This is a genomic window from Bacillus sp. DX3.1, from assembly GCF_030292155.1.
GTDB lineage: Bacteria > Bacillota > Bacilli > Bacillales > Bacillaceae_G > Bacillus_A.
This window is the reverse complement of the sequence record NZ_CP128153.1, coordinates 5089083-5109087: the sequence shown is the minus strand read 5'-3', so window position 1 is coordinate 5109087 and position 20005 is coordinate 5089083. Positions and strand designations below refer to the sequence as shown.

The 20005-nt window shown below is 37.6% G+C and carries 16 protein-coding genes and 1 riboswitch; of the genes, 14 read left to right on the top strand and 2 right to left on the bottom strand.

Translation table 11 applies throughout. The annotated features are described in order from the left end of the window. Positions 1-414 precede the first annotated feature (414 nt). From QRE67_RS25590 to QRE67_RS25560, 7 genes are all read left to right on the top strand, one after another. Complete coding sequence (locus tag QRE67_RS25590) at positions 415-1815, top strand: O-antigen ligase family protein (protein ID WP_286122953.1); 1401 nt, start codon at positions 415-417, stop codon at positions 1813-1815. 156 nt (positions 1816-1971) lie between these two features. Beyond that, on the top strand, positions 1972-3075 hold the full coding sequence (locus QRE67_RS25585; RefSeq protein WP_286122952.1) for a glycosyltransferase: 1104 nt from the start codon (positions 1972-1974) through the stop codon (positions 3073-3075). A gap of 32 nt (positions 3076-3107) precedes the next feature. Beyond that, positions 3108-3860 (top strand): WecB/TagA/CpsF family glycosyltransferase, encoded by a 753-nt coding sequence (locus QRE67_RS25580; protein ID WP_286122951.1) that lies wholly within the window; start codon positions 3108-3110, stop codon positions 3858-3860. Positions 3861-4396: 536 nt separating this feature from the next. Further along, positions 4397-5596 carry an MFS transporter gene (locus QRE67_RS25575; protein WP_286122950.1) on the top strand — a complete coding sequence of 400 codons (1200 nt, stop codon included), beginning with the start codon at positions 4397-4399 and terminating at the stop codon, positions 5594-5596. A 156-nt stretch (positions 5597-5752) separates the two neighbouring features. After that, positions 5753-6469 carry a LytR/AlgR family response regulator transcription factor gene (locus tag QRE67_RS25570; RefSeq protein WP_286122949.1) on the top strand — a complete coding sequence of 239 codons (717 nt, stop codon included), beginning with the start codon at positions 5753-5755 and terminating at the stop codon, positions 6467-6469. 122 nt (positions 6470-6591) lie between these two features. Continuing rightward, a complete protein-coding gene (locus tag QRE67_RS25565) occupies positions 6592-8667 on the top strand; it encodes a carbon starvation CstA family protein (protein ID WP_286122948.1) in 2076 nt (691 codons plus the stop codon). Beyond that, positions 8660-8863 (top strand): YbdD/YjiX family protein, encoded by a 204-nt coding sequence (locus tag QRE67_RS25560; RefSeq protein ID WP_286122947.1) that lies wholly within the window; start codon positions 8660-8662, stop codon positions 8861-8863. The genes QRE67_RS25565 and QRE67_RS25560 overlap by 8 nt, the downstream gene beginning before the upstream one ends. A gap of 178 nt (positions 8864-9041) precedes the next feature. Here the strand turns inward: QRE67_RS25560 and pdxK are convergent, their stop codons facing one another. Continuing rightward, positions 9042-9866, bottom strand: coding sequence for a pyridoxine/pyridoxal/pyridoxamine kinase (pdxK, locus tag QRE67_RS25555; RefSeq protein WP_286122946.1), 825 nt, complete (start codon positions 9864-9866; stop codon positions 9042-9044). A gap of 157 nt (positions 9867-10023) precedes the next feature. On the opposite strand from pdxK, the gene QRE67_RS25550 reads away from it, so the two are divergent. The 3 genes from QRE67_RS25550 (at position 10024) to QRE67_RS25540 (ending at position 13107) form a co-directional block, all read left to right on the top strand. Next, complete coding sequence (locus QRE67_RS25550) at positions 10024-11613, top strand: sensor histidine kinase (RefSeq protein ID WP_286122945.1); 1590 nt, start codon at positions 10024-10026, stop codon at positions 11611-11613. A gap of 25 nt (positions 11614-11638) precedes the next feature. Continuing rightward, positions 11639-12286 (top strand): response regulator, encoded by a 648-nt coding sequence (locus tag QRE67_RS25545; protein WP_286122944.1) that lies wholly within the window; start codon positions 11639-11641, stop codon positions 12284-12286. Between the two features lie 194 nt (positions 12287-12480). Continuing rightward, a complete protein-coding gene (locus QRE67_RS25540; protein ID WP_286122943.1) occupies positions 12481-13107 on the top strand; it encodes an FMN-dependent NADH-azoreductase in 627 nt (208 codons plus the stop codon). 92 nt (positions 13108-13199) lie between these two features. Here the strand turns inward: QRE67_RS25540 and QRE67_RS25535 are convergent, their stop codons facing one another. Next, the gene (locus QRE67_RS25535) at positions 13200-14450 is read right to left on the bottom strand and encodes a chloride channel protein (protein ID WP_286122942.1); all 1251 of its coding nucleotides are present in this window, start codon (positions 14448-14450) and stop codon (positions 13200-13202) included. Positions 14451-14911: 461 nt separating this feature from the next. Next, positions 14912-15015: riboswitch (SAM riboswitch) on the top strand. 175 nt (positions 15016-15190) lie between these two features. Between QRE67_RS25535 and QRE67_RS25530 the strand changes: the two genes are divergently transcribed. The 4 genes from QRE67_RS25530 (at position 15191) to thrC (ending at position 19876) form a co-directional block, all read left to right on the top strand. After that, positions 15191-16489, top strand: coding sequence for a bifunctional O-acetylhomoserine aminocarboxypropyltransferase/cysteine synthase (locus QRE67_RS25530; protein WP_286122941.1), 1299 nt, complete (start codon positions 15191-15193; stop codon positions 16487-16489). Continuing rightward, the gene (metA, locus tag QRE67_RS25525) at positions 16473-17378 is read left to right on the top strand and encodes a homoserine O-acetyltransferase MetA (protein ID WP_286122940.1); all 906 of its coding nucleotides are present in this window, start codon (positions 16473-16475) and stop codon (positions 17376-17378) included. Before QRE67_RS25530 ends, metA begins: the two co-directional genes overlap by 17 nt. A gap of 144 nt (positions 17379-17522) precedes the next feature. Continuing rightward, positions 17523-18818, top strand: coding sequence for a homoserine dehydrogenase (locus tag QRE67_RS25520; RefSeq protein WP_286122939.1), 1296 nt, complete (start codon positions 17523-17525; stop codon positions 18816-18818). Further along, the gene (gene thrC / locus QRE67_RS25515) at positions 18818-19876 is read left to right on the top strand and encodes a threonine synthase (RefSeq protein ID WP_286122938.1); all 1059 of its coding nucleotides are present in this window, start codon (positions 18818-18820) and stop codon (positions 19874-19876) included. Before QRE67_RS25520 ends, thrC begins: the two co-directional genes overlap by 1 nt. Positions 19877-20005: the final 129 nt, after the last annotated feature.

The following is a 20005-nucleotide window of genomic DNA, read 5'->3' as shown; positions in this document are numbered from 1 at the left end:
TCTAATCCCTTCCTCCTAAAGATGCTCCGGAGAAAAATATACACTAAAGTTATGAAAATAACAATTACTTTCCGTTACATGTAAAAAAAACGAAAAAATACGAAAAGAAAGCGTTTGAAAATACGATTGATATGTCTTATAAAAGGCGTAAATATCAAATAGTTAATTAAGAAGTTATGTTATAATCAATATTTGAGATAAGTATAATAATTCGTATAAGGTAAAACTTCAATCAGTGGTTTTTTTTTCATCCCCTACTGATTATTAGCCCTCACCAATCGGGCTTTTACAGGCAGTTTATCCCCCGCCTAACTTCTTTGCTTTCTTCTGAACTTTGAGGCGGGAGTATTACTGCCCGCAAATAGCGGGATAAATTGAGATAAGAGAAGGTAATGATAGTTACGGAGGTTCGAGATGTTAAGGAATAATAGTTTAGGTAATAAATTTGAGCATTTTCTGCTGGTTTTTATTATGCTACAGCCAATTTTAGATTTACTTACATCATTTTGTATTTTAGTTTTAAAAATCGATACAACAATTGGAATTATAACGCGTTTATTTGTAATGGCTCTTGGTGGGATCTATATTTTGCTTCAAGCAAGAGAAAAAGAAAACCGTAAATATATTATCTATTTAATTGTAGTCGGGATTGTTTTGGCTATAGGTTTTGTAAATAATAAACTTGTAAAAGAACCTATTATAATAGGGGAAGAAGTTAAGTTTATAGCAAAATCTTTATACCCATTCATTATGCTTACTTGTTACATCTTTGTATTTAAGTCATTAAAAGCAAAAGAAACTACGTATCCAAAAATGCGAAATTATATTGTGTATTCAACATTAATCATAAATATCGTGATGGTTGTTTCGATTGCAACTGGAACAGATTCTAATAGTTATGGTTGGTTGAAACTTGGTTCACGCGGTTGGTTTTATGCGGGAAATGAATTGGGGTCCATTTTAGCGATCATATGCCCGCTAGTCGTTTTATATTCAATTGAAAAAACGACTAGCGTGGCTAAAAGTTATTTTTGGATTCCATCTATTTTAACCATCTTTTCACTTTTTGCAATTGGTACAAAAGTAGGGATTGGAGCTATTTTTGCTACATTTGTTATCGCAATTTTTATGTGCTTTACGCAAGCGTTTTTACAGCGTAAAAGTCAGCAAAAGAAACCATACTTGCTGAACGGCATTCTTGCAGCGGCTGTTTTTGCTGGAGCACTTGTGTATACACCGTCTTCTCCATTTATAAAAAATATGGGATTGCATTTCCAAGTTCTTGAGAAACAGCAAGCAGAAAAAAAGGCGGAAGAAAAGAAGCACAGTAAAAATTCTACTACAGAAAAGGAAGTAGAAAAAGAGAAAAAAGAGGAGACGCAAGCAATCCTTTTCAGCGGACGTGAACTGTTCCAACAAGTGCATAAAGAATACTATGAAAAAGCACCAATGTCTCAAAAGTTATTGGGTATGGGGTATGCTGGGAATTTTAAAACCGATAAGCTTACAGAAGATAACCCTACAGAGGGTCCTAAACTGATTGAAAGAGATTTCCATGATTGGTTCTATGCATTTGGAATTATCGGTTTCAGTCTACTTTTAATCCCGTTTTTATATTTTGGTGTTAAAATTCTGTTCGTGTTAGTAACAAGATTTAAAAAGGTATTTACAGTAAAATACGCATTGCTAGCAGCGGCGTTAGGGTTGGCGCTAGGAATTTCTTATATGGCAGGTCACGTATTAACAGCGCCTGGGGTAAGTATTTATTTTGCTGTAATTTTGGCATATTTAATCGTTGATTTAGAAATTGAATGATAGAGAAATAAAGTGAAACTTTGATCAGTGGAGGGATTTTTCATCTCCACTGATCATTTGTCCTCACGAATAGTGGGATAAAAGCTAGCGTCACGTTAGCTTTTATTTTTTGTTATAGTAAAGTATAAGAGAACATGAAGATGGAGGGAAAAAGAGATGAAAGTGTTGCATATGAATGCTGGAGCTGAAGAGGGCGGCGGAAAAACGCATATTATTTCACTTTTGTCGCAGTTTCCGAAAGACGAAGTTGAACTAGCTGTATTTGAAGAAGGTTCTATTGCTAAAGAAGCAAGAGAGCTTGGAATCAAGGTGCATGTTTTTTCGCAATCATCGCGTTATGATATATCTATTCTTTCAAAAATACGTACATTTATTAATGAAAGAAGTTTTGATATTGTACATACACATGGAGCACGAGCGAATTTTTATCTTTCTCTTTTAAAAAGGAAGATAGGTGCAAAATGGGTAACAACGGTTCATAGTGATCCAACCCTCGACTTTATGAAGCGTGGTTTAAAAGGTTGGATTTTTACAAAGTTAAATTTACGTTCTTTTAAGAAAGTTGATTTATTTTTTGCAATCACGGAACGTTTTAAGAAAAATACGGTAGCACTCGGTGTACCAGAAGATAAAATTTGTACAATTTATAACGGAATTGAGTATGACAGTATGCCAGCAAAACCTTATAACAAATTAACTGAATTTGGCATACAAGAAGGTGTATTTACTACGATTCAAGTAGCGCGTCTTCATCCGGTGAAAGGGCATGAAATCCTCTTTGAAGCATTGCAAAAAATAACAATTTCTAACATGAAAGTGTTATTGGTCGGTGACGGACCAAGTGAAGTGGAACTAAAAGAAGCGGTAAGGCAGAAAGGTTTAGAGGATAAAGTGCTGTTTTTAGGTTATCGTTCAGATGTAAAAGAATTATATGCATCGGCAAATATTAGTTTATTGACATCGTATAGTGAAAGTTTCCCGCTTGTGTTATTAGAAGCTGCAAATCAACGCTTAACATCGATTGCAACAAACGTTGGTGATATGGAACAGTTGATTGTTGATAACACATATGGATGGATTATACCAACTGGTGATGCAAATGCATTAGCACGTGCATTAGAGGAAGCGTATGAAAAATGGGAAAATGGTGAATTAGCAACAATGGGTGAGCGTCTATATGGACATGCATCTTCTCAATTCTCATTACAAAATTTATATGAAGATACTCATAAAGCGTATAAAAAACTTTTATCGAAATAGAAAAGATATTTGAAATAGAGAGGATTGTAATTATGGCAGTGCAAACAATTGATATTTTAGGTGTCCCTTTCTCTACGATGACAATGGAAGAGACGATTCAATATATCATGCAGCGGCTCGAAACAGAACAAGCCCACACATTTCAAGTCGTAACAGCGAACCCTGAAATTGTAATGTGTGCGAAAAAGGATCCAAGTTTCCATCAAACACTTCTAGAAGCGGATATTATTACGCCGGACGGAATTGGCGTTGTAAAGGCAAGTGGTATGTTAGGAACACCATTAAAAGAACGTGTAGCAGGTTTTGATTTAATGAGTGATCTATTTGCAACGTTATCAAAAGAGAATAAACACGTGTCTATCTTTTTACTTGGAGCAAAACCGCACGTTGTGAAGGGGGCTGCTGAGCATTTAACGAACACATATTCAGCCGTATCAATTGTCGGTATGCAAGATGGATATTTTAAGCAAGAACAAGAAGAGGACATTATTGCTCGCATTCAAGAAGCAAAGCCTGATCTATTACTTGTTGCGCTTGGATTTCCACGACAAGAAACTTTCATCCAAAATAATAAGCATCGCTTACAAACAAAAGTAGCAGTTGGTGTAGGTGGTAGTCTTGACGTTTGGGCAGGAGAAGTAAAGCGTGCACCGAAATGGATTCAAGCGATTCATTTAGAGTGGTTTTACCGTTTATGTAGCAATCCAACGCGTTGGCGTCGTCAGCTTGTGCTAGTTGAGTTTTTAAAAGAAGTCATGCGTTCGAAAAAGTCGAATGATAACTAGAATAAGCTGTCCTATATATAAATACAAATTAAAAAAACGACATAAAAGCCTTCTTTTTAGGTGGGAGAGAGCATCCGGCCATGCATAGAAGCGGTCAGATCCTTTTCCTGCCCCATGCTAAGTGAAAACAAAGAGAGAAAACGAGTGCAGGTCACCTTTTGTTATCCATAGCTGCGGCTATATGTCGAAAAATGAAAATGGATTTATATAGAAGAAGAGAATGAAAGTAATGTGTGAAACGCCTATGTATGAGGCGTTTTTTTTTGTTCTGATGAGAACTGATAGAAGTTTCACTTTATGGGAATGCTGAAAGGGAATTTTTATGCTTAATCCCCACTGACTATTAGCCCTGACTAATCGGGATTTTACGGTCAGTTTATCCCCCGCCTAACTTCTTTGCTTCCTGTCGAACTTTGAGGTAGAGGTATTACTGCCCGCGAATAGCGGGATAAATGTAAGGAATGAAAAATATTTTACTTATGCAATACACATGTGTAAAATGATGTGTAAAGACACCTGTATGAGGAGGACTTCTAGTGGGGAACGTAAAAGAAATTTCAAAGCGTAAGCTTCTTGGTATAGCGGGACTTGGTTGGCTATTTGATGCAATGGATGTTGGTATGCTGTCATTTGTCATTGTCGCATTGCAAAAAGAATGGGGACTGAGTAGCCAGGAGATGGGATGGATCGGAAGTATAAACTCCATTGGTATGGCAGTTGGAGCACTTTTATTTGGAATATTAGCAGATAAGATAGGCCGGAAATCCGTTTTTATTATGACATTATTATTATTTTCTATCGGTAGTGGTTTAACTGCTTTATCAACAACATTGACCGTATTTATCATACTGCGCTTTCTAATTGGTATGGGGCTTGGCGGAGAATTACCGGTTGCTTCTACACTTGTATCTGAAAGTGTTGAGGCACATGAACGTGGGAAAATTGTTGTACTATTAGAAAGTTTTTGGGCTGGGGGCTGGTTAATAGCGGCTCTTATTTCCTATTTTGTAATTCCAACGTATGGTTGGCAAGCAGCGATGGTGTTAAGTGCCGTTCCAGCCATTTATGCACTGTATTTAAGATGGAACCTACCGGATTCCCCGCAATTTGAAAAAGTAGAGAAAAGACAATCTGTTTTTACAAATATAAAGTCGGTTTGGTCTGGAGAATATAGAAGAGCAACGATTATGTTATGGATTTTATGGTTTTGCGTTGTCTTTTCCTACTATGGCATGTTCCTTTGGTTGCCAAGTGTGATGGTGTTAAAAGGATTTAGTTTAATAAAAAGCTTCCAGTATGTATTAATTATGACGTTGGCACAGCTTCCAGGCTATTTTACGGCTGCATGGTTTATCGAGCGTCTTGGCCGTAAATTTGTGCTAGTTACGTATTTACTTGGTACAGCATGTAGTGCTTATTTATTCGGAGTAGCAGAGTCATTTATGGCACTGATGGTAGCAGGGATGCTGTTGTCCTTCTTTAATTTAGGGGCGTGGGGTGCATTATATGCGTATACACCTGAGCAATATCCGACAGCAATTCGTGGTACTGGGGCAGGTATGGCTGCCGCGTTTGGCCGTATTGGTGGTATTCTCGGTCCGTTGTTAGTTGGTTATCTTGTTGCCTCGCAGGCTTCGCTTTCATTGATCTTTACAATCTTTTGCGTCTCTATTTTAATTGGAGCGCTTGCGGTACTGGTACTTGGACAAGAAACGAAGCAACAGGAGTTGGTATAACGAAAGGGGGGAGCCTTATAGGCATCCCCTTTTTTTTGCTTTTGGGAAAAGGATGGTATATTGGATAGAAAATATGGATATAAAAAAGGATTGTTTCTTAAAGAGGCGAATGTATACAACAAGGCATATGGACAAAAGAATTAGGTGGTTGGGCAGATGAAAATATTACTTATAACGGGATCATCAGAAAATAGACATCAGTTAATGGAAACATTTACAGAAAATATGCGGAATGTAGAATGTTTTGAAGCACAAACAGGAATGGAATCCTTACAAATAACAAAAAAGCATACTCCCGATTTTATTTTTTTAGATACGCAGTTAACGGATGGTACAGGATTTGAATTCTCCAGCTTATTACAACAGTTAAGTTTATATACAAAATTTATCTTTATGGGCACAGACATAGAAGGGGCAATTACAGCTTTTCGATTTCAAGCGTTCTATTACTTGTTACGACCGTTTCAGGAAGAAGATTTACAGTTTTTATTGGATAGGATGGAACAAGTAAAAAGAAGTGAAGAGAAAAATCGGTTGCGTAAACTTCCCATTGAAAGTCATGAAGGTATTACATATATTTTTCCGGAAGATATTGTATATGTAAGTAAAAATAAAGAAAATAAAACAGTTTCGATCTACACAACGAATAATCAATATATTTCAACATATACACTCCAAGAACTGGAAAATAAATTAACAGCATATGATTTTTTACGTGTGCATAAAAGTTATTTAATTAACGTTATGTATGTGCAAGAATTAAAGCCTTATTATAACGGAACATATAATCTTTATTTGGAAAAGTCTGATAGCCAACCAATTCCTGTTAGTCGAAATTATGTAAAAAGACTTCGAAATAAAGTCGAACTGTGACAAGTTATGAATGAATTTCAACATGTTAACATAAGAATCCTTCATGATAAGGAGGATTCAAATTAAATATTCAGAAAATTTAGTACAATTCCTTCTAAGAAATAGTATAGGGGGAATTATATGTGAAGGCTTTCAAGTCGATTTTACTTTGGGGATTAATTGCAGCATTAGGAGCGGTTGGATTTGGTGTGATCGCCCTATCTCAAGGTGAAACTATTAATGCTGTATGGTTATTAGTAGCCGCTGTTTCTGTATATGCTATTGCGTATCGATTTTATAGTAGATTTATTGTGAGAAAAGTATTTGAGCTTGATAATAATCGGAAAACACCCGCAGAGACCTTAAATGATGGAAAAGATTATGTTCCAACAAATAAATGGGTGTTATTCGGTCATCACTTTGCGGCCATCGCGGGAGCAGGTCCGTTAGTCGGACCAATTTTAGCCGCGCAGATGGGCTATTTACCAGGAACACTTTGGATCATTGTTGGCGTTGTAGTAGCCGGGGCTGTCCAAGATTTCGTGATTTTATTTGCTTCGATGAGACGTAATGGAAAATCGTTAGGAGAAATGATTAAAGAAGAGATTGGTCCTGTGACAGGATTTATTGCAATGATTGGTATTCTAGGTATTATGATTATTTTATTAGCAGTATTAGCGTTAGTAGTCGTGAAGGCTCTTGTTGGTAGTCCGTGGGGGATGTTTACCATTGCGGCGACCATTCCAATTGCAATTTTAATGGGTGTTTACATGCGTTATATTCGTCCGGGCCGTGTTGGAGAAGGGTCGGTCATCGGCATTATTTTACTTCTTTTATCTCTTGTCGGAGGGCAGTATGTAGCGGAAAACCCAGCACTGGCAAGTATGTTTACTTTTAAGGGAGAAACAATTGCAATTATGCTGATTGTATATGGCTTCATCGCTTCTGCACTTCCAGTGTGGATGTTGCTTGCTCCTCGTGATTATTTAAGTACATTTTTAAAAGTTGGGACAATTGTTGGATTAGCAGTTGGTATTCTTATTGTAGCACCAGATTTACAAATGCCAGCTGTGTCTAAGTTTATCGATGGAACAGGACCGGTATTTTCCGGGAACCTATTTCCATTCTTATTTATTACAATCGCATGTGGTGCTGTATCTGGATTCCATGCCCTAGTCTCTTCTGGCACGACACCGAAGATGATTGAAAGTGAAGGACACGCACAACCCATCGGTTACGGTGCAATGTTAATGGAGTCCTTTGTTGCGGCGATGGCGATGATTGCAGCATGTGTATTAACACCAGGAACATATTTTGCAATTAACAGTCCGCCGGCTCTTATTGGCACAGATGTAGCACAAGCGGCCCAAGTTATTTCTTCTTGGGGATTTGCAATTACACCGAATGAATTGAAAGAGCTTGCTGTAAATGTGGGAGAACAAACGATATTGTCTCGTACAGGAGGAGCACCAACATTAGCAATTGGAATGGCCTACATTTTTTCACAAGTACTTGGTGGAACAGCAATGATGGCCTTCTGGTACCACTTCGCAATTTTATTTGAAGCGCTGTTCATCTTAACGACGATTGACGCGGGTACACGTGTAGGGCGATTTATGATCCAAGATATTTTAGGACATATTTATAAACCGTTTGCGAAAACAAACTCTACACCGGCAAATATTATTGCAACAACACTGTGTGTGTTAGGTTGGGGGTATTTCTTATACCAAGGGGTAGTTGATCCGCTCGGGGGGATTAATACGTTATGGCCACTCTTTGGAATTGCCAACCAAATGTTAGCTGGTATTGCATTACTACTTGGAACAACTATTTTGTTCAAAATGGGGAAAAAGGCGTATGTTTGGGTGACACTTATTCCAACTGTAGGGTTACTCATTGTGACGATGACAGCTGGCTATCAAAAACTATTCCATGAAAACCCGAAGATTGGCTTTTTATCGCATGCAAAAGTATTTAAGAATGCTTTAGACGAGGGGAAAGTGCTCGCTCCAGCGAAAAACGTAGCACAAATGAAACGAATTATTTTTAATGATTATATCGATGCCGCACTTTGTGGTGTGTTCATGTTAGTTGTAATAGCGGTTCTTATTTCTGCTATCCGTATATGGATTCAAGTATTGCAAAATAAAGCAGTACCATTAAAAGAAGCACCATACATTCCGAAAGATGAAGGTGAGTCGAGAAATTATGCTTAAAACATTGGGGAATATGTGGAGGACACGAAAGCAGTTTATTAGTTTACTTGTTGGTGTTCCAAGCTATGAAACGTATGTTACTCATATGAAAAAACATCATCCGGATGAATCAATTTTATGTCAAAAACAGTTTTTTTCGGAAGCACAAGAGGCACGTTTTAATGCGAAAGGTGGCAAAATATCAAGGTGTTGTTGAAGAAAAAGAGCGATTCGTCGCTCTTTTTTTATTTTTTGTTGTTTCACGTGGAACAACATTCGTTTTGATTGGTTAGCTGGTGTGAAATTAGTAATTATGGTTTCAAGGGAAGCCTTACTACTTGCTAGAATGGAATAAAAATAAAGCTATCAATGGCGATAGCTTTATTTTTTATTTCTTATACAAGCTCTTTTCTGGCAGCAAATTTACGATAGGCACCGTGATGTGTTGGTCCAATATATTCGTTTAATTTGAAAGAATGACGAATTGCTGCTGTGATAAAATCTTTTGCAATTTTTACAGCTTCTTTTACAGGTTTTCCTTTTGCAAGCTCTGCTGCAATTGCTGCAGAGTATGTACAGCCTGCACCGTGTGTATTTGTTGTATCGATTTTTTCTGATTCTAAAATATCAAATGTTTTTCCATCGTATAATACATCGATTGCTGTTTCTGTACCTAGTTTGCTACCACCTTTAATTAATACATATTTTGCACCTAAAGCGTGGATTTTTTCAGCCGCTTGTTTCATATCCTCAAGAGAGTTAATTTTCACACCGCTCAGTTGATATGCTTCAAATAAGTTTGGTGTTACAACTAATGCTTTTGGAACAAGTACGTCGCGTAAGCAATCGTTTGTTTCAGGATGCAGTGCTTCGTCTGCTCCTTTACATACCATAACTGGGTCTACTACTACATTTTGTAGATTATGCTTTTCGATCGTTTCAGCAACAAGCTCAATGATTTCAACAGATCCAAGCATACCTGTTTTTAAAGCATCAACACCAACACCTTCAATTGTTGTTTCTAATTGTGGTTTTAGTGTAGAAGCTGGAATTGGGAATACGTTATGTGCCCAGCCATTATGTGGGTCCATCGTTACGATTGTTGTAAGAGACGTCATTCCGTATACGCCAAGCTCTTGGAATGTTTTTAAATCTGCTTGTATACCAGCACCGCCACTTGTATCAGATCCAGCGATTGTAAGTGCTTTATTTAATGTCATTGTGAAAGCCCCCTCAGGTAATATAATGAAAACTACATTTTTAACTATTATATCAATGTTATGAATAAGTACAAAGTGAAAAAATAACTTGTTTGTTTTAAATGATATTGAATTTGGTACAATGAGAAATGAAAATATTGTATGTAGGAGACAAAGTATGTTTCAAGAAAATCGTACAAACGAATTAGTGATATTAAAAGAGATTGCAGAAACATTAAATACATCAAATGATACTTATCACGTGTTACAGGCTGTATTAGAAAAGTTATTGCACGTAACAGGCTTAACAACAGGGTGGATTTTCCTTGCTGATGGAGACGGCAGGTATACGAAATTGATTGATTATCGTTTGCCAGCAGCGCTTACCTTTCAAAATAAAAAACCAATGTGTGAAGGGGAATGTTGGTGTTTGCGCCGTTTTGTTGAAGGGAAATTAGAACGGGCTGTTAATATTATTGAATGTAAACGAATTAACAATGCAATTGAAAATAATTGGGGCGACACAGAAGGAATTCTTCATCATGCAACTGTTCCATTAAAAGCTGGTGGGGAAGAATTCGGCGTACTAAATGTAGCAAGTCCAGGAAAAACACATTTTTCTGAGGAAGAACTGATGCTATTACAATCAGTTGCTTTACAAATTGGAACGGCTTTAAAACGGACGAAATTATATGAAGGCGAAAAGAGGCGTGCTCATTATTATGTGAAATTAGAGCGTGTAATTCAACAAATTGGAACAATTCACAAGCTCAATACATTACCGTCAGAAGTTATAAAACAGGTTGGTAAAGTGTTTAAGTGGCCACAGCTAGCATTTTTTATACAGGAAGAAGAGAAGCTATCGCTACGCGCCTTCTATAAAAATGGTGTTTTGCAGGAAGAAAAGGAAGATGCGGGATTAGAAGATATAGCATGGGAAGCATTTCAGCAGAATCACACCGTTGTGAGGAAAGGACCAGTTGGGAAAACAGTTCAAAACAATGATTCCATCATCGCTGTTCCTATCTATATTCGAAATCATGTGTTTGGTGTGTTATGTGTGAGCAGTTCAAAGCAGGAGGAATTTGATTCGCATACTGTAGATATGATGCAAGCGCTGACTAATCATATATCATTAGTGATCGAGAATTTACGCTTAAATGAACAGCGCCGCGAGCTTGCTCGAATGGAAGAACGAAACCGCTTAGCAAGGGACCTTCATGATTCCGTTTCACAAAAGCTATTTTCATTAACCTTCATGACGAAGGGGGCAGAAGCTGTTTTGAAGGGACAAAATGAAAGGGTCGATCAATCTCTTCATGAGATGAGGGAGCTAGCGCAAGGTGCCTTAAAAGAAATGAGGACACTCATTTGGCAGCTACGTCCAGCAGGATTAGAAAAAGGTTTGCTTCCAGCTTTAAAGCAGTATGGTGAAAACTTAGGGTTAAAGATTCGCGAACAGGTCACAGGTGTGCGCGATTTACCGCGTGTGGTAGAAGAAACATTATGGCGCATCGGACAAGAGGCCTTAAATAATATTACTAAGCATGCAGGCGTAATAGAAGCGACGATTTATTTTAAAGTAACAGAGAAAGATGTGTCCTTAGAGGTGGTTGATTACGGCCTTGGTTTTATAGAAAAGGATATAAAAGAGAAGAAATCGCTTGGTATGACAACAATGCGCGAACGAGCAGAGTTAATTGGCGGATGTATTAAGATTGTAAGTGAAAAAAAGCGGACAAGTATAAAAGTTATCGTACCATTATAATGCGATGTGAAAATGAGGGGAACTTGTGAAAATAAAAGTATTATTAGTTGATGATCATACAGTTGTTTTAAAAGGATTAGCATTTTTCTTAAGCACACAAGAAGACTTGGAATTAGTTGGAGAAGCAAATAACGGAAAAGAAGCGTTAGAAAAAGTAGGAGAGGCACAGCCGGATGTTGTATTGATGGACTTGTATATGCCAGAGATGGATGGCATTGAAGCGACAGCGTGTATTAAAAAGGAGTATCCACATGTGAAAGTACTTGTATTAACTAGCTTTTCGGATCAAGCTCATGTGTTGCCAGCATTAAAAGCTGGAGCGAGCGGATATATTTTAAAAGACGTTGAGCCTGATCAGCTTGTAGAAGCGATTCGTAGTGCATACAAAGGAAATATTCAGCTTCATCCTGATATAGCAAACGCGCTTCTTTCTCAAACCCTGCCGCAAGAAGAACGAGAGCCGACATCAAATATTCATGTGGATGTACTAACTGCAAGAGAAAACGAAGTATTACAGTTACTGGCTAAAGGGATGAGTAATAAGGAAATTGCCTCTGTTTTAGTCATTACTGAAAAAACGGTAAAAGCTCATGTAAGTAGTATTTTAAGTAAATTAAATTTATCAGATCGGACACAAGCAGCTTTATATGCAGTGAAAAATGGAGTTGTATAAGACAAAAGTCGTAGGACTTAGTTCACCTTTAGGAGGTGGACTTTTTTTATGAAAAGATACGTCTATGTGAGGAAGAAATTGATGAATTGAAAAGGTAGAATATATTTGTGAGTAACAACATTACAAGGGATTGCCCCTTTTTAGTGAGTAAATATACAAGCAACGTAAGAGTGAGTAATTAGGAGGAAAAGAAAATGACAACAGTTTTATTTGTAAAAGCAAACAACCGTCCAGCAGACCAAGCAGTTAGTGTGAAATTATATGAAGCATTTTTAGCAAGTTACAAAGAATCACATCCAAATGATACAGTTGTAGAACTTGATCTATTCAAAGAAGATTTGCCATATGTAGGTGTAGACATGATTAATGGTACATTTAAAGCAGGTAAAGGGTTTGACTTAACAGCAGAAGAGGCAAAAGTAGTAGCTATTGCTGATAAATATTTAGATCAATTCCTTGCAGCGGATAAAGTAGTATTTGGTTTCCCATTATGGAACTTAACAATTCCGGCTGTACTTCACACATACATCGATTACTTAAACCGTGCTGGTAAAACATTTAAATATACACCAGAAGGTCCAGTAGGTCTTATTGGAGATAAGAAAATTGCATTATTAAACGCACGCGGTGGTGTATACTCTGAAGGACCAGCAGCTGGAATGGAAATGGCTGTTAAATACGTAGCAAGCATGATGGGCTTCTTTGGTGTAAAAGATATGGAGACAGTAGTTATTGAAGGTCACAATCAATTCCCAGATAAAACAGAAGAAATTATTGCAGCAGGTCTTGAAGAAGCTGTTAAAGTAGCAAGCAAATTTTAATTAAAAGCATAATTGTCACTCAAAGAAAGCAGTATTATATGCAGTACCAACACTTTTATAGCGATGGTACTGCTTTTTATTTGTTTATTTTACTATTTGATATTTGCACTAGCCGCCTGTTTATTCTCACTATGGTTAGGAAGTGGAAATAAATTACCAATCATTGCGGCTCCAAGCATTGGTAATAATAAATTGATTGGGAAGAACATAAGCAATAATACTGTAATAGCGATTGGTTTTCGTAATGCATAGCTTGAAATGGCTGTCGTCACGATGGCTACAGAAGCAATTGGATCTACTGGTATGACAGTGGCCATAGCATATCCAATACTTGCACCAGCAAATATAATCGGAAAAATGTGTCCACCACGCCAACCTGTATTTAAACAAACTGCCGTTACACATAATTTTAAAACCCCTGAAAGAAACAGCAACCCAAATGATAATTCTGTCCACTCATTCACTAATTCTTTTAATTGGTGTTCTCCTGAAAACATTGTATACGGGAGGAAAGTTCCTGCAATCCCTAAAAGAATGCCACCTATAATCCCTAATGCTAGTTTATATTCTTGAAAAGGATGTACTACTTTTTCCAGTATATATTCTATCTTGAAATAAAAATAGCCTACACCAGCACCTATACAAGCAAGAGGGAGAAAGGCAATCCATTCATGGAGTGCAAAAGATCCTTCTCCAAAATTAACAATAAAAGATCCTCGATTATCAAATTTACTAAGTAATAAATAAACAGAAAAACCAGTAAAAGTAGTAGCGAGATATACAATAGCCTTTTTCCCTTTAGAAACTTCAGCAAGTCGATCATTCTCATTTTCGCTTGGGGCTAAATAACCGAATAGCGGTGCATTAAAAATAACACTTAAAGTAGCGCCAATCCCAATTTCTGTTAGTCCCTGCATTCCTTTTAAAGCAAAATTAAAGCGATCACCAATCCACGTACAAAGTCCACCTATAATCCCAACAAGTGCTGCTTCTGGTCCTAAGCTTGCGCCAAATACTAAAACAATAATAGCTGTTAACGTAGCTTGATGCACAAAATGGTACTCAATCCTACCTGTTTTCTTATATTCAGCCATTACCTCTGGCATTAACCGTGGGTATGTACCGAAGTACTTCTGTGATAATCCGATAAGAACACCACCGATTATTGTTACACAAATTGTGTAATAAGGTGGTAATGTAAATTCTTTGGGTAAATATTCCCAAATGAAGTGAATTCCAGCATTGGTGACAACTAAAAATAACCAGACTGTAGCACCAACTATAGAACCTAGAAACATACCATATATGATGAGTAAGTAGTGCATACCTCTCCTAATGGCCATTCTTTATGCCTCCTTTATGTTATATTCTATTATGAAAAAGTTAGAGATTATGATACGAAAATAATTGGATAACTAATTCAATATGCATATTATCTTTGTAAGAGAATTACTTATTCAAAATATATTATAAAAATCAGCATTATTATTTTATGAAGCCCTGAAACATTCGTAATTGTAATCGTGTTTTTGTATATATTTTGACAACATTTGTATAAAGTGTAGCATTGTTAAATATATTATGTTGATAGTTACTATGATTAGATATAACTCTTTAATTTTACATAGTAAGTAAGGTTTTTAAAAGGTATTCTTTTTCTTTAGATAGAGCCATTTTCTTTGGTTTTTTAAATTTAAATTTTAGGAATAAATAATTAAACTGTTAATAAAATCTTTTGGAAAAATTCAGAAAAAAATAATTGACAGTAGGAAAATATTGCTATAAAATCAACGGTAATTGAATAGTCTTATCAAGAAAAGGTGGAGGGACAGGCCCTATGAAACCTTGGCAACAGCCGATTAGCGGAATTGTGCCAAATCCTGCAGGTAGTACCCTGACAGATAAGAAAGATAAAATCAGAGCGTGTTTTCAAACTGCTTCTTTCTTGTTCGGGAAAGAAGCAGTTTTTTTATTTTCATAAAGTGAAACTATTATCAATAGATTGAGGATGAATACTCAATCTATTGATGGAAGGCGTTAATTCTTGACTCTTAGAGTGAGAGAGAAGAAAGGAGATTAAAAAATGGGAGAATCATGGGGAAAAGGAACAATTTGTGTGCAAGGTGGCTATACACCAAAGAATGGTGAACCTCGCGTCCTGCCGCTATATCAAAGCACGACGTACAAATATGATACGTCGGATGATTTAGCCGCGCTCTTTAATTTAGAGGCAGAGGGCTATATTTATACGCGTATTGGTAATCCGACACTGGCAGCATTTGAACAGAAGCTAACAGAGTTAGAGGGCGGTGTTGGAGCTGTTGCAACAGCATCTGGTCAAGCTGCAATTATGCTTGCAGTTTTAAATATTTGTGGCAGTGGTGACCACCTGCTCTGTTCTTCAACAGTTTATGGGGGAACAGTTAATTTATTTGGAGTAAGTCTACGTAAGCTTGGAATTGATGTGACATTCTTTAATTCGAACCAGACTGCTGATGAAATTGTGGCGCTCGCAAATGATAAAACAAAATTAATTTATGCTGAGTCACTTGGAAATCCAGCGATGAATGTTATAAATTTTGAAGAGTTTGCAGCGGCAGCAAAAGAGCTGGAAATACCGTTTATCGTCGATAATACATTGGCAACGCCATATTTGTGCCAAGCGTTTGAACATGGGGCGAATATTGTTGTTCATTCTACAACGAAATATATCGATGGTCATGCAAGCTCATTAGGCGGAATTGTTATTGATGGTGGAAATTTTGATTGGACAAATGGAAAGTTCCCAGAGCTTGTGGAACCAGACCCAAGCTATCACGGTGTCAGTTATGTACAAAAATTTGGGCAGGCGGCATATATTGTAAAAGCTCGTGTGCAATTATTAAGAGACTATGGAAACTGTATGAGCCCGTTCAATGCGTATATGAGCAATATCGGTTTAGAAACATTGCATTTACGAATGGAGCGTCATAGTGAAAATGCGCTCGCAGTGGCGCAGTGGCTTGCTAATCATGAACGAATTGAATGGGTGAATTATCCAGGACTGAAAAGTAATGAGAATTATTCACGAGCACAAAAATATTTGCCAAAAGGTGCAAGTGGGGTGTTAACGTTTGGCGTTAAAGGTGGTTTACAGGCTGCCAAAGATTTCATTGCAAACGTTAAATTGGCAACCTTAGTGACGCACGTAGCAGATGCAAGAACATGTGTCATTCATCCAGCAAGTACAACGCACAGACAATTAACAGAAGAAGAGCGGCGTTTAGCTGGTGTTACATCTGATTTAGTCCGTTTATCGGTCGGTATAGAAGATGCATCTGATATTATTGCAGATTTACAAGAAGCATTAGTTGGAGGCAAAACACATGCCGATCATTGTTGATAAAGATCTACCGGCTCGTAAAGTGTTGCAAAAGGAAAATATTTTTGTGATGACAAAAGAGCGAGCAGAAACGCAAGATATACGTGCTTTAAAAATTGCAATTTTAAACTTAATGCCAACGAAACAAGAAACAGAGGCACAGTTGCTTCGGTTAATCGGTAATACACCGCTTCAACTGGATGTACATTTGCTTCATATGGAGTCTCATGTATCACGTAACGTAGCGCAGGAACATTTAACAAGTTTTTATAAAACATTTCGTGATATTGAAGGAGAAAGATTTGATGGACTTATTATTACGGGGGCTCCAATTGAAACAATTCCTTTTGAAGATGTAGATTATTGGGAAGAGCTCGGGCGCATTATGGAATACTCCAAAACAAATGTAACATCTACCCTTCATATTTGTTGGGGGGCACAGGCTGGACTGTATTATCATTATGGAATTCCAAAATACTCGCTGACAGAAAAGCTGTTTGGTGTATTTGAACATGAGGTGCATGAGCAGCATGTGAAGTTATTGCAGGGATTTGATGAACTCTTTTTTGCCCCGCATTCTCGTCATACAGAAGTGCGAGCATCTGATATTGAAAGAGTACCAGAGCTTACAATACTTGCAACATCAGAAGAAGCGGGTGTCCATCTCGTCATGAATCAAGATGGTAAACATATTTTTGCTCTCGGTCATAGTGAATATAGCTGTGATACGTTAAAGCAAGAATATGAACGAGATAGGCAAAGAGGGTTAGATATTACGATTCCTAAAAACTATTTTAAACATAATAATCCATCTGAAAAACCACTTGTAAGGTGGCGGAGTCATGGAAACTTATTATTTTCAAATTGGTTAAATTATTATGTGTATCAAGAAACCCCTTATGTTTTATAAGATAATCATTCTATAACACGTGGCAACGTTTTCTTTGTAATGAACAACCTCTATTTTTCCGAATGTTCAAAATATATTGTTTTTCTAAAATTTAACTTATATAATGGCATCTAAATACAATTATCTAGAGGGGTGGACAGTATCATGAATGAAATTCAAGTGGGCTTATTAGGCCTTGGGACAGTTGGCAGCGGTGTGGTTCGTATTATTACGGATCATCAAGATCGTCTTATGCATCAAGTAGGTTGCCCAGTGAAAATAGCAAAAGTATTAGTACAAAATATTGAAAAAGAGAGAGAAGTCCAAGTACCCTCTACTCTATTAACGAAGAATCCAAGTGAAATTATAGATAATCCTGACATTGATGTTGTCATTGAAGTAATGGGCGGTGTTCCAGAGGCAAAAGCGTATATTTTGAAAGCTTTGCAAAGTGGTAAGCACGTTGTCACTGCCAATAAAGATTTAATGGCATTGCACGGAGCAGAATTACTTAACGCTGCAAAAGAAAATCAAGCTGATCTATTTTACGAAGCGAGTGTAGCTGGAGGTATCCCAATTTTACGTAGCATCGTAGAAGGACTTTCTTCGGATCTTATTACAAAAGTGATGGGAATTGTGAATGGAACAACAAACTTTATTTTGACAAAAATGTCTGACGAAGGGAGAGCATACGACGACGTGTTAAGAGAAGCGCAGGAGCTTGGATTTGCGGAAGCAGATCCAACATCAGACGTAGAAGGATTAGATGCAGCAAGAAAAATGACGATTTTGGCAACTCTAGGTTTTTCTACAAATGTGGAGCTTGGGGATGTGAAGGTGAAGGGGATTACATCCATCACAGAGGAAGATATTAAGTATAGTAAAAGCTTAGGATACACAATTAAATTAATTGGACTCGCAAAGCGAGATGGAGAAAAATTAGAGGTAACAGTCGAGCCAACGTTACTTCCTAATACACATCCTCTTGCTGCTGTTCAAAATGAATATAATGCTGTATATGTATATGGTGAGGCGGTAGGAGAAACGATGTTTTACGGTCCTGGTGCCGGAAGTTTGCCAACAGCAACAGCAGTTGTTTCTGACCTAGTTGCGGTGATGCAAAATGTGCGCCTTGGTGTAACAGGAAATAGTGCGGTTTCTCCGCAATATGAGAAATTGTTAAAAGAAAAAGACGAAATTTTCGTGAAAAAGTTTTTACGTCTACATGTACAAGATGAGATTGGTGTATTTGCAAAAATTACATCACTATTCTCAGAGCGTGGTGTTAGCTTTGAAAAGATTATCCAAATGCCATTACAGCAGAAAGGAGCAGCTGAGATTGTCATCGTAACACATCGTGCATCCCTTGCAGATTATGAATATATTTTACATACACTGCAATCATACGAAGAAGTAGATTGTGTAAAAGCAAACTATCGAATCGAAGGGGATGCTAGATAATGTGGAAAGGGCTGCTTGCTGAATATAAGGACTTCCTACCTATTACAGAAAAGACGCCACCCCTGACGTTACACGAAGGAAATACACCACTTGTTTTATTAGAGAACCTTTCAGCGCGGTGGGGTGTTACGATTTATGGAAAAATAGAAGGAGCGAATCCAACCGGATCTTTTAAGGATCGCGGCATGGTAATGGCTGTAGCGAAGGCGAAAGAGGTGGGAAGCAAGACGGTTATTTGTGCGTCTACAGGTAATACGTCTGCATCTGCAGCAGCTTATGCAGCTAGGGCAGGGTTATCATGTATTGTTATCATTCCTAATGGGAAGATTGCATATGGGAAATTAGCGCAAGCGGTCATGTATGGTGCGGAAATTGTAAGTATTGATGGAAACTTTGATCATGCTTTGCAAATGGTGCGTAAATTAAGTGATACGTCGCCCATTACACTTGTGAATTCTGTCAATCCGTACCGCATTGAAGGACAAAAAACGGCTGCATTTGAAATTTGTGATGTACTCGGAAAAGCTCCGGATATTGTAGCAATTCCAGTTGGGAATGCCGGTAATATTACAGCGTACTGGAAAGGTTTTAAGGAATATCATAAAAGGCTTGGCACTGGTTTGCCAGAAATGCATGGTTTTGAAGCAGAGGGAGCAGCTGCTATTGTGCGGGGGCATAAAATTGAAGAGCCTGAAACACTCGCAACGGCAATTCGGATTGGGAATCCGGCAAGCTGGGAGAAGGCTGTGGCTGCGGCAGAGCATTCTCAAGGTAAAATAGATGAAGTAACAGATAGCGAAATTCTTCAAGCATATGAATGGTTAGCGAAGTACGAAGGGGTCTTTGCTGAACCTGCTTCTTGTGCATCTCTTGCCGGTATTTATAAGCAATTGCAAAGTGGAGAAATTGCGAGAGGAAGTCAAATCGTAGCGGTACTAACAGGAAATGGCTTGAAAGACCCAAATATCGCAATTGATACGAAGCAAATTCAGCCAGTTGTGTTGCCGAACGATGAAAAGATTGTCTTTAACTATATTCGCGGAGCAGTTGTCCAATAAAGTGAAACTTTAATCAGTGGGTCTTTCTTCATCCCCCGCTTAACTTCTTTGTTTCCTGCCGAATTTTAAGGTGGAGGTATTACGGCCCGTGAATAGCGAGATAAAGAGGCTCCAGTGATGAAAGAACAG